At 54.7% G+C, this 22,836-nt stretch carries 19 protein-coding genes and 1 pseudogene; 7 read left to right on the top strand and 13 right to left on the bottom strand.

Annotated features, from left to right (window positions below; all coding sequences use genetic code 11):
- Positions 1-28: 28 nt before the first annotated feature.
- The 4 genes from XM38_RS11295 to XM38_RS11280 all read right to left on the bottom strand — a co-directional run bounded on the left by XM38_RS11295 (position 29) and on the right by XM38_RS11280 (position 7,148).
- Positions 29-1,162, bottom strand: coding sequence for a class I SAM-dependent methyltransferase (locus XM38_RS11295; RefSeq protein WP_080813131.1), 1,134 nt, complete (start codon positions 1,160-1,162; stop codon positions 29-31).
- Between the two features lie 447 nt (positions 1,163-1,609).
- The gene (locus tag XM38_RS11290; protein WP_088429862.1) at positions 1,610-1,876 is read right to left on the bottom strand and encodes a nickel-binding protein; all 267 of its coding nucleotides are present in this window, start codon (positions 1,874-1,876) and stop codon (positions 1,610-1,612) included.
- A gap of 12 nt (positions 1,877-1,888) precedes the next feature.
- A complete protein-coding gene (locus XM38_RS11285) occupies positions 1,889-5,023 on the bottom strand; it encodes an ATP-binding protein (protein ID WP_088429860.1) in 3,135 nt (1,044 codons plus the stop codon).
- Between the two features lie 169 nt (positions 5,024-5,192).
- Positions 5,193-7,148, bottom strand: coding sequence for a P-loop NTPase fold protein (locus tag XM38_RS11280; RefSeq protein WP_080813125.1), 1,956 nt, complete (start codon positions 7,146-7,148; stop codon positions 5,193-5,195).
- Between the two features lie 686 nt (positions 7,149-7,834).
- Between XM38_RS11280 and XM38_RS11275 the strand changes: the two genes are divergently transcribed.
- The 4 genes from XM38_RS11275 to arsM all read left to right on the top strand — a co-directional run bounded on the left by XM38_RS11275 (position 7,835) and on the right by arsM (position 12,490).
- On the top strand, positions 7,835-8,494 hold the full coding sequence (locus XM38_RS11275) for a peroxiredoxin-like family protein (protein ID WP_088429858.1): 660 nt from the start codon (positions 7,835-7,837) through the stop codon (positions 8,492-8,494).
- A gap of 51 nt (positions 8,495-8,545) precedes the next feature.
- On the top strand, positions 8,546-9,277 hold the full coding sequence (locus XM38_RS26975; RefSeq protein ID WP_225889292.1) for a glycosyltransferase family 2 protein: 732 nt from the start codon (positions 8,546-8,548) through the stop codon (positions 9,275-9,277).
- Positions 9,278-9,512: 235 nt separating this feature from the next.
- Positions 9,513-11,492 carry a DUF547 domain-containing protein gene (locus XM38_RS26970; RefSeq protein ID WP_225889462.1) on the top strand — a complete coding sequence of 660 codons (1,980 nt, stop codon included), beginning with the start codon at positions 9,513-9,515 and terminating at the stop codon, positions 11,490-11,492.
- Positions 11,493-11,521: 29 nt separating this feature from the next.
- Positions 11,522-12,490 carry an arsenosugar biosynthesis arsenite methyltransferase ArsM gene (arsM, locus tag XM38_RS11260; protein ID WP_080813118.1) on the top strand — a complete coding sequence of 323 codons (969 nt, stop codon included), beginning with the start codon at positions 11,522-11,524 and terminating at the stop codon, positions 12,488-12,490.
- A gap of 210 nt (positions 12,491-12,700) precedes the next feature.
- Here the strand turns inward: arsM and XM38_RS11255 are convergent, their stop codons facing one another.
- The 6 genes from XM38_RS11255 to XM38_RS11230 all read right to left on the bottom strand — a co-directional run bounded on the left by XM38_RS11255 (position 12,701) and on the right by XM38_RS11230 (position 17,715).
- Positions 12,701-13,924 carry an MFS transporter gene (locus XM38_RS11255; protein ID WP_080813116.1) on the bottom strand — a complete coding sequence of 408 codons (1,224 nt, stop codon included), beginning with the start codon at positions 13,922-13,924 and terminating at the stop codon, positions 12,701-12,703.
- Positions 13,925-13,933: 9 nt separating this feature from the next.
- Positions 13,934-14,218, bottom strand: coding sequence for a hypothetical protein (locus tag XM38_RS11250; RefSeq protein ID WP_088429856.1), 285 nt, complete (start codon positions 14,216-14,218; stop codon positions 13,934-13,936).
- Between the two features lie 193 nt (positions 14,219-14,411).
- The gene (locus XM38_RS11245) at positions 14,412-15,287 is read right to left on the bottom strand and encodes a tetratricopeptide repeat protein (protein WP_187329372.1); all 876 of its coding nucleotides are present in this window, start codon (positions 15,285-15,287) and stop codon (positions 14,412-14,414) included.
- Positions 15,288-15,339: 52 nt separating this feature from the next.
- The gene (locus XM38_RS11240; protein WP_080813106.1) at positions 15,340-16,605 is read right to left on the bottom strand and encodes a lamin tail domain-containing protein; all 1,266 of its coding nucleotides are present in this window, start codon (positions 16,603-16,605) and stop codon (positions 15,340-15,342) included.
- Between the two features lie 120 nt (positions 16,606-16,725).
- Entirely contained in the window at positions 16,726-16,926 is a 201-nt protein-coding gene (locus XM38_RS11235) for a hypothetical protein (protein ID WP_202978876.1), read from the bottom strand.
- A gap of 36 nt (positions 16,927-16,962) precedes the next feature.
- On the bottom strand, positions 16,963-17,715 hold the full coding sequence (locus XM38_RS11230) for a class I SAM-dependent methyltransferase (protein WP_080812743.1): 753 nt from the start codon (positions 17,713-17,715) through the stop codon (positions 16,963-16,965).
- Positions 17,716-18,105: 390 nt separating this feature from the next.
- Here XM38_RS11230 and XM38_RS11225 point away from each other — a divergent pair, with 390 nt between their 5' ends.
- Positions 18,106-19,272: a cysteine desulfurase family protein gene (locus XM38_RS11225; RefSeq protein WP_088429854.1), complete on the top strand. Its 1,167-nt coding sequence runs from the start codon at positions 18,106-18,108 to the stop codon at positions 19,270-19,272.
- A 3-nt stretch (positions 19,273-19,275) separates the two neighbouring features.
- On the top strand, positions 19,276-20,007 hold the full coding sequence (locus XM38_RS11220; RefSeq protein ID WP_080812739.1) for a DUF1995 family protein: 732 nt from the start codon (positions 19,276-19,278) through the stop codon (positions 20,005-20,007).
- Here XM38_RS11220 and XM38_RS11215 read toward each other — a convergent pair.
- The 3 genes and pseudogenes from XM38_RS11215 to XM38_RS11205 form a co-directional block, all read right to left on the bottom strand.
- Complete coding sequence (locus XM38_RS11215; protein ID WP_080812737.1) at positions 19,985-20,635, bottom strand: TenA family protein; 651 nt, start codon at positions 20,633-20,635, stop codon at positions 19,985-19,987. The two genes, XM38_RS11220 and XM38_RS11215, sit on opposite strands and share 23 nt — an antisense overlap.
- A 10-nt stretch (positions 20,636-20,645) precedes the next feature.
- Positions 20,646-21,405: pseudogene (locus XM38_RS28910) on the bottom strand (HAD family hydrolase).
- 253 nt (positions 21,406-21,658) lie between these two features.
- Positions 21,659-22,186, bottom strand: coding sequence for a hypothetical protein (locus XM38_RS11205; protein WP_088431641.1), 528 nt, complete (start codon positions 22,184-22,186; stop codon positions 21,659-21,661).
- Positions 22,187-22,645: 459 nt separating this feature from the next.
- Between XM38_RS11205 and XM38_RS25935 the strand changes: the two genes are divergently transcribed.
- Positions 22,646-22,819 carry a hypothetical protein gene (locus XM38_RS25935; RefSeq protein ID WP_187329371.1) on the top strand — a complete coding sequence of 58 codons (174 nt, stop codon included), beginning with the start codon at positions 22,646-22,648 and terminating at the stop codon, positions 22,817-22,819.
- Positions 22,820-22,836: the final 17 nt, after the last annotated feature.

The raw sequence follows: 22,836 nt of genomic DNA, 5'->3' as shown, positions 1-22,836 counted from the left end.
AGGTTCGCCAGGCTGCAGAGCTGACACATCACGCCCCTCCTTTGCGAATCACGCCCTTGCGAATCACGTAATAGTCGTTGACGATGTCGTGGGGCAGTTCCTTCAGCTCAACCTGTTGAAAGCCTACTTCTGCCAGCATTTCCATCGCCTGTTCGCGGCCCCACATGGTGCCCAGCCCCATGCCACCCTCAGCCAGCGACACCGTCATGCAGTGCATGCAGGAAATGGTGTACAGGAACGGGGCCATGGGATGGTCCAGGTTATTTTGCACCTGGCTGGAGGCGCGGATATCCTGCATCAGGTAGACCCCACCTTCTGGACGCAGAGCGGTGTAGATTTTGCGCAGTACCTCGTTAGGACGGGCCTGGTCGTGAACGGCATCGAAGCTGGTGATCAGGTCGTAGCGTTCGACTTCGTCAATTTGGGCAGCATCTTTCACCTGAAAGCGCACATTGGTGAGGCCAGCCGCCTGAGCTTCATTGGTGGCGATCGCAATGGTGTCTTCTGAAATGTCGTAGCCCACCAGCCGACTGGCCGGGAATAGCTGGGCCAGCTTGTTGAGCGCTCGCCCAGAGCCACAGCCCACATCCAGCACGTCAATCCCTGCTTTCAGCCGATCCACCAGACCTGGCACGATGGGCAAAATCTGATCTTCCAGGGCAGCGACAACGGTCTGGCCGCTGTCTTCTGCCATCACCGCATGGAAGCGGGTGAATTCTGCATAGGGCACGCCGCCGCCGGCCAAAAAGCAGCGGACGATTGCATCTTCGACTAGGCCCAAGCTCGCAATATGCTGGAAAATGCTGGCAATATTGTCTGCTTTAGCAGCGCGGGTGAGAAAAGCGGCGTGTTCGGTGGGCAAGTGGTAGGTCTGGCTAGCCGGGTCGTAATTGACAATTCGACCCACAGTCATCGCGTTGAGCCACTCCCGCACGTAGCGTTCTTGCAAATAGGTCGCATCGGCAACCTCCTGACTGGTGGCCGGATGCAGGTCGGCCAGCACGTCGAATAAGTGGGTACGATGACCGATAGAAATCATCAGCGACAGCCCACCAGCATTCAGGGTGGCTAGCAGACTACCCGCGAAGGCTTCGGCTTTATCGGGGTCAAAAGGAGGAGCCGCTTGAGAATCGGTTGGGATGAGGGTGTCCGGTGTTGTCATCATGGTTTCCACAGTTGGATTACATGATTCAACCTTAGAAACCGGACCGTCCCCTATCCGTACTTTGAGCGTTCCCTAGATGTTCGGTAACTGGAGTTTGCAACCAGCAAGCATTCACTGATAACTGGGTGGCCCAGGCTGACAGGTCAGGTACCTGAACAGTCATGGTCAAAGCGTCATGTCACTCGTTCTGATCATTGAATCTGTTTCGGTATAACGAGCCGAGTCCCTTTTTTCGGGTATTGCACATTTGGACGAGGAAAACACCTGAAGTTATCGGCGAACTGTCCTATTGCGTTTGTCAGGTCGCTTAGGGCATTGGGAATCGCTCGGGGGACTCCTCGCCTAGGGAGCTACCTGACTGCAACTGTCCCTAGGCTGAGGACAGTTGCTATAGCTGTAAGCCAACAGCATTTTTAGGTCCTCGGGTATAGCCTAGACGGCTAGCTAAATCGTGGCGGGCAAGGTCTCAATTAAATCAGCCGACCAAATCTGATCGTAAGGAATATCTCCCCGCTGGTAGGCGGCCCGTACCGTGTCGGCATCGGCGGCTTCCAGTTCACAGATGCTGCGTTTGCGATCGCACGACAAATACGTCTGCTTCCAAGTGATATTGCGCTCCACCAGACACGGCATGCCCCGTTCCACCAATTCATCCCACAGCGCCTGACTGATGGGAGGATCGTAGGTCGTTTCAACCACAATTCGCGCCATACACTACTCCATTCACATCGTTTGGTTCACCGCACTCCGTCGGCAGCTATCTTGAAGCGTATGCCGCTTGGCCATGGACGGCTGCATTACCCGTTGTGCCTGCTCATATAATGACCGAGCCCGAGCGCTGCAGCGACAATCATTGATATCGGGGTTGTGCTGAAGCTGCTGCCACGAAGCCTGTTGCTCAGCGGCTTGATTGGCAGTTAGCACCTGCAGGGCACCTGTCATTACCAGATCGTTAGGATGCCCCACCTGCTGAGCCGCTTGCTGGGCCATGGTCCCATAGCGTCGGGCGGCTGCTTGCTGATGATGGGCCAGGGCGATTTCACAGGCGTGGCTGGCAATAAAGACTAGCTTGCGCTGGGCGTCGAGCTGATTTAACTGATGCAGCTTTAGATCCAACGCCTCGGTCGCATCCGGATCATCGGCATAGGCACTCAACGCCATCAAGGCGGCGGCAAAACTGCCCTCACTGCCCTGGGGGAGCCGCTTGGCCAACTGCACTAATGCCTGAACAGCGACGATGTCTGGTTGATGCCAGTCCCAGCCGGTCATGGCCAATTGGCTCAAGGCATATCCCTGGGCCACAAAATGCCGCTGATTCTGGGCAAGCTGTAAGGCCTGCTGCAAGTAGGTGCGGGCCTGTCCGTAGTGGCCTCGATACCGCTCGATACAGCCTAACCCGGTGGCAACATCAATCAGCTTCAACCCCAATCGTTCTGCGATGGCCTGGGCTTCCAGCAGGACGGCTTCGGCCCGATCCATGTCCCGCTCAATTTCGGCTAAGCAGCAGCCATTGGCCGCCAGGCTCTGGGCCTGGAGTTGAGGGCTGGGGGGTAAGGCATCCAAGGCCCTGAGGCTCTGCTGATGCACGGTTGCGAGGTTGCCCTGATCGTAGTGCAAAAAGTTTAACGCCTCCTGAACGATGAGCTCGGCTTCAGGCATCGATAGGCCTTCCAACTCGGCGGTGAGCTGCTGTAGCTGAGATTCGACGATAGCGCTTTCTTCGGTGGCCATGCCCGCCAGTACCCGAGTTCGCAGGAGCTGGGCCGATAGGCAGAGGCGCTCACCCCTGGACAGAAATTGACAGTGATGTAGGCCCTGAGCCACGAGTTGAATCACGTCTTTGTAGGCAAATAAGCGCAAACTACGGGCGGCGGCGGCGGCAGCAGCCTGGGCGGCGAGGGCATGATCATCGGCAAGCTCGGCATGGTAAGCCACCTGGCTCGCCAGGTCATCATCTACGGTTTGAGCATTGAGGATTTTGGCGAGCTGTCGGTGGATGAGTCGCCGTCGCGGCTGCGATAGACGGTCGTAGGCCACCTGGCGCACCAAATCGTGGGCAAAGTCGTAGTAGCCGTCGCCATCGGCCTGACTTGCGGGCACTGGGCAAACGATCTGCTGCGCTTCTAGCTGCTCGATCGCGGTGAGAAACTGCATGGGGAGATAGCCCGCCGCCGATGCCAAGGTGTCTGGGTCAAATCGGCGACCCAAGGCGGCGGCCCAGGGCAATAGATCCCGAGCGGCTTGATCTAATCGTTGCAGGCGATCGTCAATCAGATCCGGCAGGGTACTGGTGGCTTGAGTCAGGGCACGGGCCGCTTCCAGGGCAAAGAGCGGATTCCCGCCGCTGTCCGCATAGATCTGCTGGGGGTTGAGGGGATGGTCCGGATCGGGATTGGGCAATGGTTGCACCAGTGTCCAAACTGCCTCGGGGGAAAGCGGCGGCACCGCCACTTCCTGTAACCGATTTGCCCGTCGCAGGGACTTTAGCAGGCTGGATATGGCTGGATTGTCCTGTAACTCCTGACCACGAGCCGCACAGGCGATGCGCAATGGTCCGTGGCCAAGGGAGCGAAACACATAGTGTAACAGCGTGGTGGAGGCTTCATCTAACCAGTGAATATCGTCAAAGAGCAGCAGTAAGGCTTGCTCCGACTGGGTCACGGCCCTTAGGCCCTGAACAATGGCGTCCAATAACTGTCCACGGTTAGGCAGTCGCTCCAACGGGGCATCGCGCAGGTCGGTTGACACCTCTCTGAGACTCGAAAAAAGCTCAGTGTCAGAGACTGTCCGCAGCAGATCGATCCAGACGCCGTAGGAACGCAGCTGCTCGGCAGCAAAGGCCCGACCCCAGCACGGCTGAAAATGATGGTGGCTTGCACTCTCAGCCAGCGCCTCCAGCAAACGGGTCTTGCCAATGCCTGGTTCTCCCGTTAGGAGCAAGAGGGGGGCAGACCTTATGGCAGTGGGTAACAGCCATTGTTCTAAGGCGGGGAACAGCTCGTCGCGGCCGACCAACGCTTTAGTGGCAGTGGGGGGCGCTAGGGGCAGGGGGGCGGGCACGGGAATGGATTCTCCAGCGAGCAGAGCTGACGAAGGCAGGGAATCGTCGCTGACCTCTGCAGCCACCAGCAACCGCTGATAGAGCTCAGCCGTCGTCGCGCTCGGTGATACCCCCAGTTCGGTTTGCAACGCGGTCATGCATTGGTGGTAGAGCTGTAGGGCCGTGGCGCGATCGTCCATCTCTCCATAGAGCGCCATCAGCGTTTGATAGCCGCCTTCGTCTAGGGGGGCAGCCTGTAACCACTGTCGGCCCAGGGTAATCGCTTTCGCCGTTTCCCCCAGCTCTTGCAGCCGTCGAGTCGTCTGGGCCAGGGCGCGAACATGGCGCTGTCTCAGCCGTTCTCGCTCTGGATACAGCCAGTCGGCCTCACAGTCTGGCCATAGGTCATCTCGATACACTCCGAGGGCAGACTCCAGCTTTTGGCAAGCCCCATGGCCTTTGGAGTCCTCTGCGGTGGCTAAAGTGGTTTCAAAGATTTCCAGGTCCACCTGGCAGGCCCCTTGAGGATGCCAGTGGAGGGTCCGAGGGGTGATCACGACGATCTGCTCAATGATGGGGAAGGTTCGTCGCAAGTAATGGAGCTCTTTCCTAAGATGAGTACGGGCCTGACTCTCTAGGTCATCGGGCCAGAGGACTGCCGCAACCCGTCGCCGGGGCTGAGGGGTATGGCGGTGCAGAATCAGATAGGCGAGCAGCTCTTGCGATCGCAACCGGATGTCAATGACGGTACCGCTTTGATCGAAGATGCAAAAATCGCCCAACAGATGAATTTGTAGGAGCGGTGTCTCCTCAACCATTATCTGCAGCTAGCCAGAGGATTCCTGGATTTACCGTCATTGTAGACCTTCCTTTGTCCCTGTACCTTGGCACATCAGTTGCTTGGTCGTAGCGATTACCTCGATTTGCCGACTTTGGCATTGACTCCCCCCTGTTACCGCTATCGGTGAGAAGGCAATCGATATTAACCTATTGGACCTCGCCTAGTTTCTCTTCTCCAGAAGTTTCTTTCCCAGTGGCAAGCCTAGCAATTGTTTCTTTCAGATAATACGTGTTGAATTCTTTTAAACGAAATTCACTAAGCTTACCTTGCCTACAGGAAGATTCCTCTAACAATAAAGTCTGGACTGATTTTAGCCATTCCAATTCTTCAATCAATTTTTTATTAATGTTCTGATACTTATATCTTTCAGAAATTATTGAGAAGACATTCCGTTGCTCCTCAGGTTTCATGGTAAGTATGCTTGCCATAAAATCAGCAGAAGGTATATAGTTTAATATCGGGATCTCATGATACCTTGGCTCTGACTCATCTTGAGCAGGAGAACTGTCGAAGCAAAGAATCCTATACAGCTTATTCACGTCATTTTTCATCATATCAAGCAGGCATAGAGCGTCCTCACGGATTTTATCAATCGTAACCAACTGCCTAATTTCATTGAGATGATTGCAAAATTCCTCGAATTCCTCAAATTCTTTCCCCATAAATTCAAGGCTTTGGTAACCGCCTATGATATGACCAATCGTTTCAGGTAAAGTTGAAGATTTAGGGAAAGGCTCTAATTTATTTTTACTCCTAAGATCGTCAATATACCTTTTAGAATCTTCTAGGATATCCTGTTTGGATCTAGGATAAACTCCGGCATCAGAGAACTTTAGGAAAAGTCCAACTATATGTTTTATGATGCCAATATCGGTGAATATTCTGTTGCCATAGTCAACCTCAACTTTCTTGATCAAATCATTGAATTTGTCATCGTCAAGTTCTGAGTAATGCCACAATTTTGTCCAGTCAGGCGTATTTTCATCTTGAAAATACTTGCTACTTAGTATTGATTGCTTTAATTCCTGTTCGTCTATAACTCCCTTATCAAAGAGTACCTCCCACCAATATAGATTTGGGAATGGACTATTAAAAAAGTCATGTCTCCCAAAAATTCTTCGGTAAAAAATCTCCTCATTTTCTTTTCCATTTGGATTGGAAGAACTTTTATCACCTATTAGCATATGATTATACTCTTCCCATAGCTTATTCAAATCTTTGGGATGTATCGAACCACAACTAATTTCGGTGGAAAAATTTACAAAGTTTTCTAATATATTTTCTAGGATCTCCGATCGGCTCTTTACCTCGCCTGGTAATTTTTCAAAAATCCTTTCAAATTCCAAAATAATCTGATTCAGGATTCTTAGATTTTGATAATTTTTGCTGTTGTATAGATCTCTTATTTTTTCGGAGTTTTTAAGTAAGAAATTTTTAGCGTCTTCATTATGGACTTGAGATACAAAATCTTCCATCGCATCTCTAAAATCAGGAGATATACTAAATGTCTTGCCAATCAATTTTTCTTTTATGGCTTTGTAGCTTTCGTTTTTGCTTAGCTCATCTTCATTTGCAATAAGAATTACCTTCAAGCCTTGATGCTCTACAAAATAGTTTATATATCCTAGTAAATTTCCGAGCTCTATACTGCAACGTTCTAGGTCATCAAATATCAAAATACTTTGATTGATATCCTTTAAGCGCTCAGGAAAATTGATTTCTGGAATTTGAATATTCCAAGTAGCATCATCCTTACCATCACTATTTAAATCGATTTTTAATGCCCCTTTCAATAATCCCTTAACAATAATCCCAGTAATTGCCATTCCTTTTGATGACCTTATGGGATACAGCAACTGGAAAAATTTATCATCTATTTCGGCAACATTGCTGATTCCATAAAGACTGATATACAGGCATTTTTGGTTTCTTTCTTTTAGGATCTCCTCATATCTATTTATGAACCATGTTTTCCCAGAGCCCCATTCTCCCTTTAATAAAACGGCAAATCTAGGCTCACATGGTAGTCTACAGTAATAATTTAGATATTCTCTTACGTGACTATTAGCTGACATTTTGGGCTTCGCATGACCGTCTTCCATTGTGATAGGTCCTCTAAATTTATGGCTTAATATGTTTGCTAACATACTCGAAAACTCGTGAAATAATTCAAATATTTTGCTAGAAGGCCTATAAACTCCTCTCATCACCTAATATTCCGATCATCACCTAATATTCCGAAAACTCATTTTGGAAAAATTCTGGGAGGTATTACCATTACCTTAGCAGTCAGGGCTAGTTATTGAAGGGGCAGACATCTGACTTGTCTTTCCCACTTTCCGTCAAGACTACACTCAGCGATTAAAATAATTCCCTCAACTGAATCATTTGAACGACTGAGGCTGATTCCGTCTAGCAAGCAATCGCGAATTCCAATCGGATCAAATCGTTGTTCCATTTCTTGTCGAACCGTTGCTGACTGGCGTTGACGGTCGGCAAGATAGGCATGAACTGCATCATCGCTATCGACGTCGGGAAAAGAGTATGACGTGGCGCCCGCACCCTAGCCATGATGCAACGCCTGGGATTTCAGCAGGTCTACGCCTTACCGGGAGGCACTGCCCACTGGCAGCGAAAGGGGTTTGCCGGGGCTTCTCCCTAGACTACCGGGGCTATCCCAGGAAGGGTTCAGGCCATTCTCAGGTGACTCTCACCTCTGTGGCAGAGACTATCCGTGAGTGAACCGTGAATGACGACACGGATAACGATACGGATTAGGAGACTATCCATGAGCTTGACCCAAGATCTGGCCGACCTGGCCCAGCAGACAGCCGCCAAACTGCCAGGAGAGGTCCAGGCCAAGATGGCAGCAGCGGCTGAGGAACTAGCCAATTCAGGCATCACCGACGACAGCCTCAAGCAGGGCGATCGCATCCCCGATGTTACTCTGCCCAATGCCACCGGTCGCGAGGTGGCCATCGGTGAGCTACTGAAATCGGGTCCGGTGGTGATTTCCTTCTACCGCGGCGGCTGGTGCCCCTATTGCAACCTGGAGTTGCGGGCCTTGCAACAGGCGTTGCCTGAGATCCAAGCTCAAGGGGCTAGCCTGGTGGCCATTTCGCCTCAGACCCCAGACAATTCTCTCTCCACGGCCCAGAAGCATGAGTTTTCCTTCGAGGTACTCAGCGATGTGGGCAACCGGGTAGCCCGGCAGTTTGGCCTGGTGTTCACGGTGCCGGCAGCCCTGCGTTCCGTCTACCAGTCCTTGGGCATCGATCTGCCTGCCTACAACGGCGATAACAGCTTCGAGCTGCCGCTGCCAGCCACCTATGTGGTCAATACCGACGGCACTATTGCCCACGCCTTCGTCAATAGCGACTACAAACAGCGCCAGGATCCCGACGAGATCGTCGCGGTGCTGAAGCAGCTGCCAGTAGTAATCCGATGAGGGACTAGTGCGTCAAGGCAGCATGTCATGCCTCAAGGAGTGTCTAGACCTGTGACGGCTACCCAGCTGGCGTCGGTGCTGGTGGTGATTCCGGTGTGCAATGAAGCCAGCACCATTGCCGGGGTGATTCAAGCCCTGCACCGGCTTGGGTTGCGGCAAGTGCGCGTGGTGGACAATGGCAGCAGCGATGACAGTGCTGCGGTGGCGGCTGCCAGTGGGGCGGAGGTCTGGCAAGACCCAATTACGGGCTATGGGCAAGCCTGCTGGCGGGGCATCCAGCAGCTGCCAGAGTCGGTGCAATGGATTGTATTCTGTGACGGCGATGGCAGCGATGACCTAGAGGCGCTGCCTGGTTTGTTAGCCCGACGGGAGCGCTATGACCTGATCCTGGGCGATCGCACTGCCACTGCCCCTGGCCGGGCCGCCCTCTCCCCGGCCCAACGCTGGGGCAATCGCCTGGCCACGACGCTGATTAGGCTGGGTTGGGGCTATCGCTACCGGGATTTGGGGCCGCTGCGGGTGATCAGGCGGCTGGCCTTAGACACCTTGCACTTACGGGATCGCGGCTTTGGCTGGACGGTGGAGATGCAGGTGCGGGCCGTGGAGTGTGGCTTGGCCATCTGCGAGGTGCCGGTGGCCTATCACCAGCGCCAGGGAGGCCGCTCTAAAATCTCTGGCACCGTCGTGGGCAGCCTGCAGGCGGGGGCCGTGATTCTCGGTACCCTGGGACGGTTGTATTGGCATCGGTGGGTCAAGGCCATGGGCTTCGGGAGGTCACAGTAGTGTGGCGGCGACCCCTGAGATCTCACGTCCTGGGGATAAGTGTGGGCTTGCTGGTGCTGGGGGCCACCCTGATGAGCCCCCATGGCAATGTCTTCCACCTGGAGACGGGTGTATAAGTTCTGGGCGGCAGCGGCGGTGATGGCGGCCGGGTTCATGCTGTCGTGGGGGCTGCAGTCGGTGCCGGGGGGGTGGTTCTGGGGGCGGTGCGATCGCACCGCGGCTGCTGCTGTTGCCCATGGAGCCCGGGGACGATGTGTGGCGCTATCTCTGGGAGGGCTATATCCAGACCCTGGGCTTCAGCCCCTACCATCTGCCGCCGAATGCCCCAGCTCTCCTGCCCTATCGCACCGAGTGGTGGTCCCAGATCAACCACCTCGACGTCTCGGCCATCTATCCCCCTCTGACCCAACTGGGGTTTCGGGGCTTGGCCGCCATCGCAGTCAGTGTGTTGCTGTTTAAGCTGGCCTTTGTAGCTGCCGATCTGCTGGTGGGCTGGCTGCTGAGTCGTCGCTTTGGGCCTAGCAACGCCATCCTCTATGCTTGGAATCCCATGGTGATCTATGCCTTCGCCGGCGGCGCTCACTACGACAGCTGGTTTATCTTGCCTCTGGTGGCGGCCTGGTTGCTGCTAGAGCCCCCCGAGGATCGCGTCGAGGGGCGGCGTTGGCTCTGGAGCTCCCTGTTGCTGGGCCTCAGCATCGCCGTGAAATGGATCTCACTGCCCCTGTTGGCCTGGCTGATGATGCGATCGCTGCGGCAACGGACGCTGGGGCGTACCCTCTGGATCGCCGGGCTCGGCAGTCTACCGATGGGGCTGTCGGCGCTGGTATTTTGTCGGGGCGGCACCTGCCCGTTGATCCCCACCAGCTCTACCTTCGTCTCCCATGGCCGCAGTGCCGAATTCATCCCCCATTGGGTGGCCCAAGTCTGGCCGGCATCCTTACAAGCCAACTGGATCTACGGCATACCATTGGCTGTGGTTGTCCTCTGGTTACTGCTGCGAACCAATACCTTGCGACAATTCACCGACGGCTATTGGTTTGGGGTGTTCTTGCTGAGCCCCATCGTTCATTTCTGGTACTTCACCTGGATTGTGCCCTTCGCCGTGCCCAGCCAGAACTGGGGCGTGCGCTGGCTCAGCCTATCCAGCTTCGTTTACTTCGTCCTGCCCCACGCCTGCCCGACTGGCGACTCACCACCGCCGAGCGCCTGCTGCTGTGGCTGCCCTTTATCGTGGGGTGGCTGTGGACCCTGGGGCACTCCTCTCAGACAGTCTCAGGCAGCCCTCATCAAAAACTTAGGGACAGGTCAGCTTTGGTCTACCAACATGCTGCATAACAGAGGTATCGCGTACGCGGATTCGAGATTAGCCATGCTCAAGCCCACAGCCCTGACCCTCATGGTCACTATCGCCCTGCTATCGGGGTGCTCTAGCGCCTCCCTGGTGAGCCAACGTGAGACGTCCACCCCCTCAGCTGCGACACCGGCCTCAGCCACACGGCTCTCCTACGACGACTATGCCACGGTCTTAGCCACCTACGTCGATGAGCAAGGCTTAGTGGACTATCGGGCCTTGCAAGCCAATCCCCAACCCTTAACCCAATTTATCGACCGCCTCGGCGCTGTGGCTCCCGACACCTATGCCGCCTGGAGCGATGCCGATCAAATCGCTTTCCTGATCAATGCCTACAACGCTATTACCTTGCAGTCCATCATCAATGAAGATCCCCTCAAAGACAGCATCAAAGACATCTTTGGTGTTTGGAAAATCAAACGCCACACCGTCGCAGGCCAGTCCCTGACCCTAGATGCGATCGAACACGACATCTTACGCCAAGAGTTCTCAGAACCCCGCATCCACGCGGCGTTAGTGTGTGCCGCCCAGAGCTGCCCACCCCTGCGCCAAGCCCCCTATACCGGGGCACGCCTAGACCAACAACTCGAGGATCAAGTGCGCCGTTGGTTAGCGAGTCCCCATGGCCTGCAGATCGATCGCGACGCCAACCGTGTGGCCATTTCCGCCATCTTTGACTGGTTTGGTGAAGACTGGCAACCGCGCTATGCAGTGGAATCAGGGTTTACCGGCAATGGTAAACAGCGAGCCACGTTGAATTTCATCAGCCAGTATGTCAGCCCCGAGCAGCGGGCTTACCTGCTGCAGGGCGACTACACCCTCGACTACCTCGACTACGACTGGTCCCTCAATCGCCAATAACCCTCCATTGTCGCGAGTTTTCCCTATCGATGAGTTATTTAGAGACAACTGCTCAAGTGTATGCTGCTGCGGCAGACACCCCGCAGGTGGGCCTGTGTTGTCTCAGCAGTCCACCGCTGCAATGGCCAGAATTGACCATTCCGGAGATCATGCAGCAGATGAACTATGGCTGCGGTTCCACGGTTCATCCCACCGAGTTGGCCGGGTCTCCCACAGTGCTTTATATTGGCGTGGGCGGTGGCCTAGAGGCCCTGCAGTTTGCCTATTTTTGTCGTCATCCCGGCGGGGTGATTGCCGTGGATCCGGTGCCGGAGATGCGCCGGGCAGCTGTCCGCAATTTACAGTTGGCCGCGGCTGGGAACCCCTGGTTTAGCCCTGATTTCATCTCTGTGCTGGCAGGGGATGCCTTGGCCCTGCCGGTGCCGGATGCCGCCGTCGATGTGGTGGCCCAAAATTGCCTATTCAATATTTTCGAACCCGATGATTTACATCGCGCCCTATCGGAGGCGTATCGAGTGTTAAAACCCGGCGGGCGATTAATCATGAGCGATCCAATCGCTACCCGTCCGATTCCGCCCCATCTGCAGCAGGATGAACGATTGCGGGCGCTCTGTCTCTCTGGCGCCCTGACCTATCGCGAGTATATTCACTCCTTGGTTGGCATTGGCTTCGGCCAGATCGAAGTCCGCGCCCGGCGTCCCTATCGTCTGCTAGATGCCCAGACCTATGCTCTCGATCAGCCCCTGGTGCTCGAAAGTCTAGACACGGTTTCATTCAAAGTCCCGATTCCCGAGGACGGGGCCTGTATCTTCACCGGCAAAACAGCCATTTACGCTGGCCCAGAACCATTTCTCGATGATGACGCCGGCCACCTGCTGCAACAGGGACTCCCCTTAGCAGTGTGCGATAAAACGGCCCAGGCGTTGGCCCGGCAATTCCCTGGCGATGTGCTCATCACCGAGTCGACCTGGCACTACGGGGGTGGAGGGTGTTGCTAAGCAGGAACATCAAGGCAGGCATGCTCTCATAGCATCACTGCCCTGTTCCAATCTCTCCACCCATTGAGTCCGCTTGCCTCCCCATGCTTTCTCTTTGGGGACTAACGCTTCAAGCTCAGCTACTCAGCTACTAATCTGCGAGATTTTGGGAGATGGCTAAAGCGGGATGCCAAACTTTGGATAGGTTGGGCTGCTAACCCAAGATAATGCTCATCTTTCGGTACCCACGGTACTCTTTACGAGATAGCAAATTTGCTTCCGAAAGATCCCAATGAGTATCCCTAAGGTCAACAGCAGTACCCCTGTTAATCCGTAGGTAGTAGTCATACCGAGATTTTGCCGAAAGGGCTGAGAAGCAATGGGTGAGAGAAACTGCCCCAGAAACATAAACGTTGTTAATCCACCCAGCGCTCGTCCCCGCATCGTATCTGAGACTTCGTTTGAGACCCAGACATTCAGGTTAGGCATCATCAACCCCAAGCCCATGCCAGCAGGCACCAAAATCAACAGCACCAGCCAGTAGTTGCTCACCAGTCCCAGGCCGATATAGCCGAGACCCATCAGCCCAAAGGCGATCGCCAAAATACTAATAAAACTCAATTGCCGCTTGACCTTGCCGTAGCGCATAGACGTCAGCGCGCTGAAGAGTGTGGCACAGGCGATCGCGATTCCAGTCTGTGAAGCGCCCACGCCAGCCACCTGCCGCAGATGAAACGGGAGTTGCACCGGAATCAGATAAAAGGCAATCTGCTGAAGCAATACGGAACCATAGATGAGTATTAACAGCTTGATTGGCAACGGTTGTTGAGGAATGCCTACTGCAACGCTGGCATCAGTCACTGGACGAGACGGTTCGTATAGCACTAGCAAAATTGTCGGCAGCAACAGCCAGGAGAAAAGATAAATCAAAAACGGCAAGCGCCAGTTCAAATCGGCGATGAAACCACCGACTGATAAAAACAGGACACCGCCAAACCCCATGAAAGCGGCCTGCAATCCCATGAAATTGGCGCGGGCATCTCCTCTGTAATAATCAGCGATAAGGGTCGTGGCACTCACCATGACGCCCGCTACCGCCAGCCCGAGCAGCGCCCGCCCCGCCAAAATCGCAACAATCGAGTCCAGCACAAACCCCGATCCGCCGGCCAGACCGTAAAGAACAGCAGCGCCCAAGAGCAGAGGCTTGCGGCCAATCTTGTCCACTATTTGTCCGGCAATGGGAGAGCCAATCACGATGAACAGGGCCGGAATGGTGAGCACCAGTCGCACCCAAAACTCGGAGTTGGCGACTGCTGAAAAATGTTCCTGCATTGCAGGCAGCGAGGGGGCGATGGTTGCTCCTGACATCACTGTTAGAGTGCTTGCCAGCAATAGCGTTGCCTTGATGACAAAAGAATCGGGACTGGGTTGAGAGGAGGGGGCTGTCCTGGTCATGATTGAGTTTTAACGAATGACCTGGACAACATCATACAAACCGTGTTCGTTGTTCGCGTAATCCTGCCAGTAACTAGTTTCCTGATCAAAACCGGGCTTCTGACCAAGGGACTCGAAATCGTCGCGGCTATTCCAGCGAGCAAGTGAAGCGATCGTGGATGCGTCAGTGCTCGGGCACATCGCCGCCCACTGCAAACCCGGAATCATCTGCAGCACTCCGGGCATCATCTGGCTAATGACCGTTGCTAGCTCAGACTGCGATTTATCCGGTTTCATCTTGAATTGACTGAACATCACCACATCTCCTCGCTGAAATTCTAGTGATGTGGCCCTGGTTTCGGTGTGCTGAACCTGGCAAGCGAAGGATTGGGCAGATGGTGAAGGCTTGCCGTTGCCACTGCATGGGAGCGTCTCGTCTCGTACACCTACTAGACTACGCAGAGAGCGAGAAATTCTACTACCCTTTGTGGCCTTACCCCAAGGTAGCCTACTGTGGAACTTTCAGCAGCTCTAATATTTGCTGGGCTGCTTGCTTTCGCCCTTGCTGACGCAAGAGATTAGCATATGCCTGATAAGTCGATGTAACAAACTCTTGAGTGAATTCTTGCTGTTCAGCGGCAGGCAACTCTTGCAGGTTTGCTCGGAATCTTTCCATAATCTGAACAAACTCAGCGTAGATGTCAATCGCTTCTGCATCTCGCCCTAAACCCGAATAAAGATGTCCTAGCGTGCGTAGGAGAAAACTTAAATTCCAGGGATGAACTTCTATTTGTCGATAAATCGCAAGTTGCTGCTCATAGGATTCAACCGCGTGTTCATATTGCTCTAGCTTTTCGTAGATATACCCTAATTTCCCAAGGGCATTGGCCTGTTGAGTCAAATCACCGGCTTCTCTTGCAATGGCTAAAGCTTGCTGATAGAACTCAAGTGCTTGTCGTTCTCTCTCTGAATTAACAGCACAAAATAAGCCTACATTTCCGCCCCAAGTCTGACAGATGTCCCCCAAACCTTGTAGGGCTCTGCTCTGTTCGGTTCGGTTTTCAATTTCAGATGCAATGGTCAAGGCTCGCTGATAATGCTCAAACGCCTGTCGAGGCTGGCCCCTCAAATCATACAGGTAACCTAAAGTATTTAGCGTTCGGCTTTCTCCAGCGCGATCGCCGATGTCTTGATAAATGGCCAGAGCGTCCTGCAAGGATGGCAACGGATCTCCCTCAAGCTCCCGAAGGGCTTGCCATCCTTCCTCCAACAATTGGTCTGCCTGCCACTGCTGTTCTTCAGTAGAGGGCACTTGTCCATAAACCGATGCAGGATTGATCCCCGAGACTAGAGCACAGGCAAAAACAGCCCATAGTAGTGTCAACTTACACCTAGGGAGTGACCGATGTAGAGGCATAATCATTCCTCTGTAATGCTTAGAAAATTAGCGTTATGCCTTGCTGTTTCCCCGCTTTCTGGTCGTAGGAAACCTGATCAATGATCTGATCGGTTTCATCAACTAGGGTAATCGTATCCCCTGAATTACCCAAGCGAATCTGAGAAGAGAGCCGCACCTGCCGCACTGCCCCTGGCGCCAGACTGCCGGTCAACTGCTCTCCGGTTCTAGCCTGCCGGTCTTTAATGGCCCAGCCGCCTAACGAGATCGCGGCAGCAGATGTATTAATCAACGTGACAGTTTCGTTGCCCTTCTCTGGCCCAATAGGATTAACCAGAGCCGCAATGATGCGCACTACTCCAGCTTTCCGAGGTGCTGGATGAGTAACCGGGGAGACACCGCCTGATGACTCATCCGGCAGAATAATGATGTCTTCGGGTGAGTAAACCATGGTGAGCCGATTGCCGTCGATGGCAATTAGGTCATGCATGTTTCCTAGCTCTCGGTTGGGCAACAGCACCCGATCATCTCGGTCTTTCACATCTGCCCTCAACCAGTCATCAAAGTTAGCCAATGTGGTGTTGCCGGCAGAGAAGTAGCTGGCCAGCCGACGAAATAGTTTCGGCCAAATCACCAGTTCTTCTAACATGGCCAGATCCGTGATGGTTGCTGACATAGTCGGAGTAGCAGTTGCCGTCGGCCATAGGCCGAGCTGCTGCCCCCTTGCCTGTCGGGTAGAGTCGGCCAGGGTTTCCTGCAACTCTATTGGCAGCGTCGTATAGAACGCTGGATAGACTAGACCAGAGACAATTAGCTTGGCATTAATGCTGGTTTCTAATGTCGGGATATCCAGCCAATTTTCGGCTCCATCCATTAGTGATGTCGTGCCCGCATAGGCAAAGGCAATGATACGACCATGGCCATCCAGGGTATTTGCCAAAATATATCCAGGACGGGGATGGTGGTCGACGGATTGGACTTTGTAGGGCAAATCATCCCAAAATTTCACTGCGCCAAACCCAGCAGCCTGGAGAACGGCATCGCGAGCCGCGAGCGCCCACTTCAAGTTTTGGTGGGTACCTCGAAAGTGGGTCTCCAGGGCATCAATCCCTTCAAACCGCAGATTGATCATACCCCGGCTATTAAAGTCTGGGGCAGCCGTACCTGGATTTTCGTGGTGTAGCTGTTCTACCAATCCCGGATTATCCGGCTGAAATTTGAGGGTATCGCCGTCTGGTTCTGGGCCTTGTCGAGGGATGTCTGGATAGAAGATGTGGAACTGACCTTTGATAAGCTTGTAGGGCATGGCTGGCTTCCCCTTGATAATGGATAGGTGCGGCGATTGGTTCCCAACGCCTCAACGCTATCCAAGCTTTCCGGGTTTTACTATTACCCCTGCGGGTACTTCCCGAGTGGGCAGAGGTTACTAGGCCAGGAGTTGTGGCAAAGCCGCAGGGATAGAAATACTGGTTCGTTTAGACTCAACCGTCAAAATCCAGAGACGTTCTTGCACAACTAGTACATCAATGAATCCTCGGATGGTGTCGTCTGGGTCTTGGAGTTCGATCGCAATGCCATGGGGCGACTCGCCATGGAAGCCGTGAACCATGCTCAGAGAACGTGACATCAACACAGCAATTCATTCTTAACGTCATGGCGTTCGCTAATCTAGCTTTTTTGCAATATATACACCGTAGCTGTAGTGAGTTTTATATTTCTCATACAGTTCAATTTCTCGATTTCCCGCTTCAACGATTGCTTGTGCTTCTTCACTGTTGCCATTCCGGTTAAGAAAACTCTTAAAGCTATTCTGCATAGGCCGATAATAATTATCTAGCCAACAATACTCCGGTAAAACAAAATAGCCAATCGGAGCATAGCCCTTCTTCTCCAACAGGCCAATCTTTGCAGAGGCCACATCTATTTCGGGATATTCGCCCTGCCAATATGTCTGGAGTTCCGACGGACGGGAGGCTGTAATCCAAGTGATATCCGAAACAACCAATATTCCGCCAACTTTCAGATAACGTCTCCAGTCCGTTACACCTTTTTCAAAGCCGATATTGTATATTGCGCCCTCAGACCAGATGACGTCAAACTCCCCCTCGCTAAAGGGTAAGCTATCCATCGAACCCGAAAGGGTAGATATTTTTCCAGAAAGCCCTGCTCTATCAGCTTTACTCTCCAGCACTTCAAGAAAATCCTGAAGGAAGTCCACTGCCGTAATTTGAGCATTCAATTGTTGAGCAAGCAAGAGCGTGGAAGATCCCGTTCCGCAGCCTATATCGGCAATTTGCAGCGGTGCAGCCCTGTCCACCATAGACAGATCGATGGCCATCCTTGTCTCTGCATCACCGCCTGGTCCCTGCCGGTCAGCACCCTTATGGAGGTCTATCAAGAGTTGGTAATCTTCCATATTGGTTCTCTTTGCCTGTTTGTAGCCATGACTATTAATTCTAATGTCAGATCTGTACGGATAATCCTATCTTTTCAAGAATTAGAGGTCAGATTTGCTGACTAATGCCTGCTTTCGGGATATTATCTGTCAAAAGTGCCATCTAATCCCAAAATTAGGGGTGTTATCCGTCGCAAACATGGCATATGCACCCCAACGGCTCGATTGGTGGCCAAACTAATCCAACAATATAGTCAATATGCGAACAAGTACCAGTAGATGTTCAACGATATAGGGCTCTCAGGTAAGCTTCAGGAGACGCTGATAAGCTTCAGGAGACGCTGATAGGATGAACAGTGTAGCGGAGACAACGAATCGGGCGGCCTAACGGGCTGGCTAACGAGAACTGCCATGCAAATTTATCTGGACCATAGTGCCACTACCCCGCCGCGACCAGAGGCCATTGCCACCATGCAATCAGTGCTGACGAGTCAGTGGGGCAATCCCTCTAGCCTGCACCAGTGGGGCAATCGGGCCGCTACGATTTTAGAACAGGCGCGGCTGCAGGTGGCCCAGCTGTTAAATGCGCCCATGGACGCCATTGTCTTCACCTCTGGCGGCACCGAGGCCGATAACCTGGCCATCATGGGGGTGGCCCATCGCTATACTCGGCCTCAGCACATAGTGGTCTCCAGTGTGGAGCACTCGGCGGTGGCGGAACCGGTACGGTTGTTGCTGCAGCGGGGTTGGCAGGTGACCTGGCTGCCTGTCGATCGCGACGGGCGGGTAGATCCGGAGCAGGGGCAACAGGCGCTACGAGACAATACGGTGCTGGTGTCGGTGATCTACGGCCAGAGCGAGGTGGGCACCCTGCAGCCGATCGAGGCCCTGGGCCAGTGGGTACGGCAGCACGGGGCCCTCTTCCATACGGATGCGGTGCAAGTGGCGGGGCGGTTGCCCATCGATGTGCAACGGCTGCCGGTGGATTTGTTGTCTCTATCTAGCCATAAGATCTATGGTCCCCAAGGGGCCGGTGCTCTGTATGTGCGCCCTGGGGTAGAGCTGATGCCATTGCTGGGCGGCGGTGGCCAGGAGTTTCGGCTGCGTTCGGGCACCCAGGCCCTACCCAGTCTGGCCGGGTTTGGGGTGGCGGCGGCGTTGGCGGCCCAGGAGATGGCGGCGGAGACGCTGCGGTTGATTCATCTGCGGGATCGCCTCTTTGATCACCTGGCCAGGGTGCCGGGGTTGGCGCCCACCGGGGATCGCCGCAATCGCTTACCCCACCATGTCAGTTTTTGTGTGACGGCGGCCGATGGCCAGCAAGTCAGTGGTAAGACCCTGGTGCGGCAGATGAATCTGGCCGGCATTGGCATCAGTGCTGGTTCGGCTTGCCACAGTGGTAAGCTGAGTCCCAGCCCGATTCTCAAGGCAATGGGCTACAGCGACCGGGAAGCTAAGTGCGGCATTCGCCTCACCCTGGGGCGGCACACGACCGAGGCCGATGTGGACTGGGCGGCCATGGTGCTGCAACAGGTGCTGACTCGTTCGCTGGCGCCTTTGGTAGTGTCTCAGGTGTAAGCCATGGCTGGAGTTCCCCGCAGTTTAGAGGATGCGATCGCACAGGCCCGCGAGGCCACCGCCGCGGCCATTAGTAATGGGGTGCCGCGCATTCTGGTGGAGATCGTCATCCCCGAATTGAAGATCATGCCTGTGGCCCAGCAGTTTTACCCGGTGTTTCGGCAGATGGGGTTATCCTTCAAGGTGCTCTTTCCCGATGCCGGAGCAGCGGCCCTGGCCAAGCGCGATTGGGACAATCCTGACTTCACTATTCGTGGCCTGGGGGAGGTCAAGGGGCAAGGCACCAGTGAAGAAGCGGTGATTCTGGTGGTGGAACCTTCCTCGGTGGAGGTGGGAACGGTCGAGGCCCTGTGTAATGAGGCCGCGGGTAGCTTTGTGGTGCTGCTGAACCCGAAGCTAGAAGATGTGGCTACCATCGGCATCGGCTATGCTGGGCGGCAGCTGCGGCAGCGCTTCTTGAATACCCTGGAGTCTAGCTACTATTTGCGATCGCAACAGGACGTGGTGCTGCTGCGCTGCTATCCGGAACCCTGGCAAGTATGGCAGGAGACGGCCGCAAACCAGTACGAGTTGCTGGCGGAGCGGCCCCAGAAACCCAGCGGCGAAGCCCTAGATCGCCTACTCAGTGGGGCCGATGACGCCGCTGCAGGCGAGGGCTCAGAAACCACTCGGGCCCGCCCCCGCCGCCGCCTGCTGTCGGAACTCTCTAGCTTTATTCGGGCGTTGACCCAGTAGCCTCTGGCGGCGTCTCCCAGGCCGCCTGGAAGAAAGCCTGTTCACAGACCATGGCATAGCGGTAGCTAGAGCGGACCAGCGGCGTGTCCTGGCTGTAGGCGTCGATCAGGTGCTCCAGCTGTTGGGCCAGGGGCTCAAACTCATCGCTGCTGTAAGTGCGAATCCAGTCGCTGTAGCGGTGCTCCGGCATGCCCTCGGCGGCCAGGGTCTGGCCCAGAAAGGCATAGAGCCGCATACAGGGGGCCATGGCCACCGCCGTTACCCCCACCGGCTGCCCCCAGGCCGTGGCCAGGAGAAAGTCAGTATATTGGCGGGTGGCGGTCCCGGGGCTGACCCGGTGGGTATCGATGCCCCACTCGGCGGCATAGCCTTGGTGCAGATTCAATTCCTGCAATACCCCTGCCGCCAGATGGTGGCAGGTCTGAAAGCCCGGCCAATCTGGGGCCTTGGCGGCGGCAATGCTGTAGGCCCGGGCAAAGGCCTCTAAGAAAAAGGCATCCTGGCCCACATAATAGGCAAACTGGGGCAGGGGCAGGCTGCCATCACCAATACCCTGGACGAAGGGATGGTGCAAGCAGGCTTGGCTTAGGTCTTGGTTGGCCTGCCAGAGACTAGCGGAGAGAGGCATGGGATTCTGACTAAAGCAATAGGGACTGGGCCAATTCTAGGCTGACATAGTAGGTGTGATACCCCTGGCCAGACAGGACCTGGAAGGGATGAGTCGGATCCCCCAGGTGATTCACCACCAGCCGAGCCGCCGGCAAGGGCTGGTTGCGGGTGTAGTCGTTGACGGTGTGACCAGGGTGGTGAGCCCGGCGGCGGTGGCTGCCATTAGCCCTTGCTGACTGTCTTCAATGGCCAGGCAGGCTGGGGGGGGCAGGGCCAGCTTATCTAGCACTAGTTGGTAAATATCGGGGGCCGGTTTCTTGGCCGATACCATGTCCCCGGCGGCGATCACCTCAAACCAGGCGGGGGACTCGGGGCCTAGGGTAGCCTCTAGCAAGGCCATGGCGTTCTCTAGGGCACTGGTGGTTGCGATCGCAAGGCGCACCCCTGGGCACGAGCTTCAGCAATCAACCGCTGCACCCCTGGCCGCAGCGGAATCGCACCGCTCTGCAAAATCGCCTTGAAATGCTTATTCTTGGCCCGATGCAAGCGAGCGACCAGGGCCTCTAACTCCTCCTGGGGCTGAAACTGAGGCAAATAGCGCCGGATAAAATAGCGAATCCGCTCCTTGCCCCCCGCTACCTGCAATAGGCTGCCGTAGAGGCCCACCGACCACTGCCAATTCAGCCCCGCCTCGGCAAAGGCCTGGTTAAAGGCCACCCGATGGCCATCCCGCTCCGTTTCCGCCAAGGTGCCGTCTACGTCAAATATCAAGGCCTGTAGTTGAGCCATCCCTCCAGAATTGCTGACGTCTACTGCCATTATTGTCAGCCTAGAGCCGAGACGCCAAACTTAATCAGGGATTCGCGTGAAAATAAAGTGCTGATCAAAGGGCTAACAAGCGGACACCGTCCGCCGACTGGCGTGCCCCTGCACTACCATGCTCCGTTTCTAGACTCGGAGTTTTTGGCGATGTTATCGCCCCCCATGGCCATCTCAATGATCAATCGCTTATCCGTGACATACCCAAGGCCCACAAGAGGACTCATGAGGAGGATGGCCTCACCCGCTGCTCGGTATAGCCCTGTATATTTTCCGGCCGGTGTTGACGCAGCAAACGACTGGCTTGACCGATAAGCCCCTCTTGGCCCTCAACAATCAGCAGATACTTACCGGCATTGAGGCGATTACGGTAGGAAATAGCATCACCACTGCCAACGCTGAGACCAACCCCGCCCCCCACGAAGAATGCTCCCAGGGCTCCAGAGCCCGCCCCCAGGAGTCCACCCAGGAGTTGATTGCCCAGGTTGCCAGCCCAGGGAAACGTATCCAGGCCAGTAATGGCGTTGAAGGAAAACCCAGCCACGAAGCCAAAGGGAACCAGCCACAACATCATCAAGCGAATCTGCTTCCAAGCGGCCTCGGCCGGATCAATCAGACCATACTCATCGGCACTTTGATATCCCCGACCCAACATGGAGACCGCCGCCATCGGCACGTCAGCTTTTTCCAGAGACGAGTAGGCGGCTTCAGCCGTGATGCGATCGGGGAAAACAGCAATGGGATAGCCCATGACAATCAGAAAAACAGCCTGATGCTTCCCATTATGAAGGATGACGATCTGGATGGGGGCCATCCGAGCCAGCCCCAGGTCGAAAATGACCTCAGCAATCGCCTACGATGACAATTCCATCACCCATGGCTGGGAAAAAATTCTAAATGCCTCGCCCCATCGGCAAAATCCAGGCCAAAATGGCTGAAATGGCTATTTCTAGTTGCTCAGACCCTGCCCAGCCCACTCAGGTTAAAGTTCGGTTAATAAGCGTGACTGATGGATTTACGCCATTCGCTGCCAATCACTTTTGGAAAATTCTATCGATGTGATGTTCGATCCAAAGGATTCGCCTCTATAGTGCATCTGTAGCGGTGAATGTTTGATTCGGTAGCCGTGATTTCATTCTGACATGGAGGTGTGTAGTATGAGCTGGAAACCTACTGCGATTCTGCTGGCCCTAGGCTTGAGTACGCGACCTTGGCAGCTTGTGGGGGGGCCCCAACGGATGACGCTGTTGAGGAAGACACTGCCCCAACCACTGAAGATGCAGCCCCGGCTGAAGATGCAGCCCCGGCTGAAGACGCGGCCCCGGCTGAAGATGCAGCCCCGGCCGAAGGCGGTGAAGGCGGCGAAGGTGGCGAAGGCGAATAAACTTTAGCGCCACGCTC

It is taken from the genome of Halomicronema hongdechloris C2206, assembly GCF_002075285.3.
Classification (GTDB): domain Bacteria; phylum Cyanobacteriota; class Cyanobacteriia; order Phormidesmidales; family Phormidesmidaceae; genus Halomicronema_B; species Halomicronema_B hongdechloris.
This window is presented reverse-complemented; position numbering and strand designations above follow the sequence as displayed.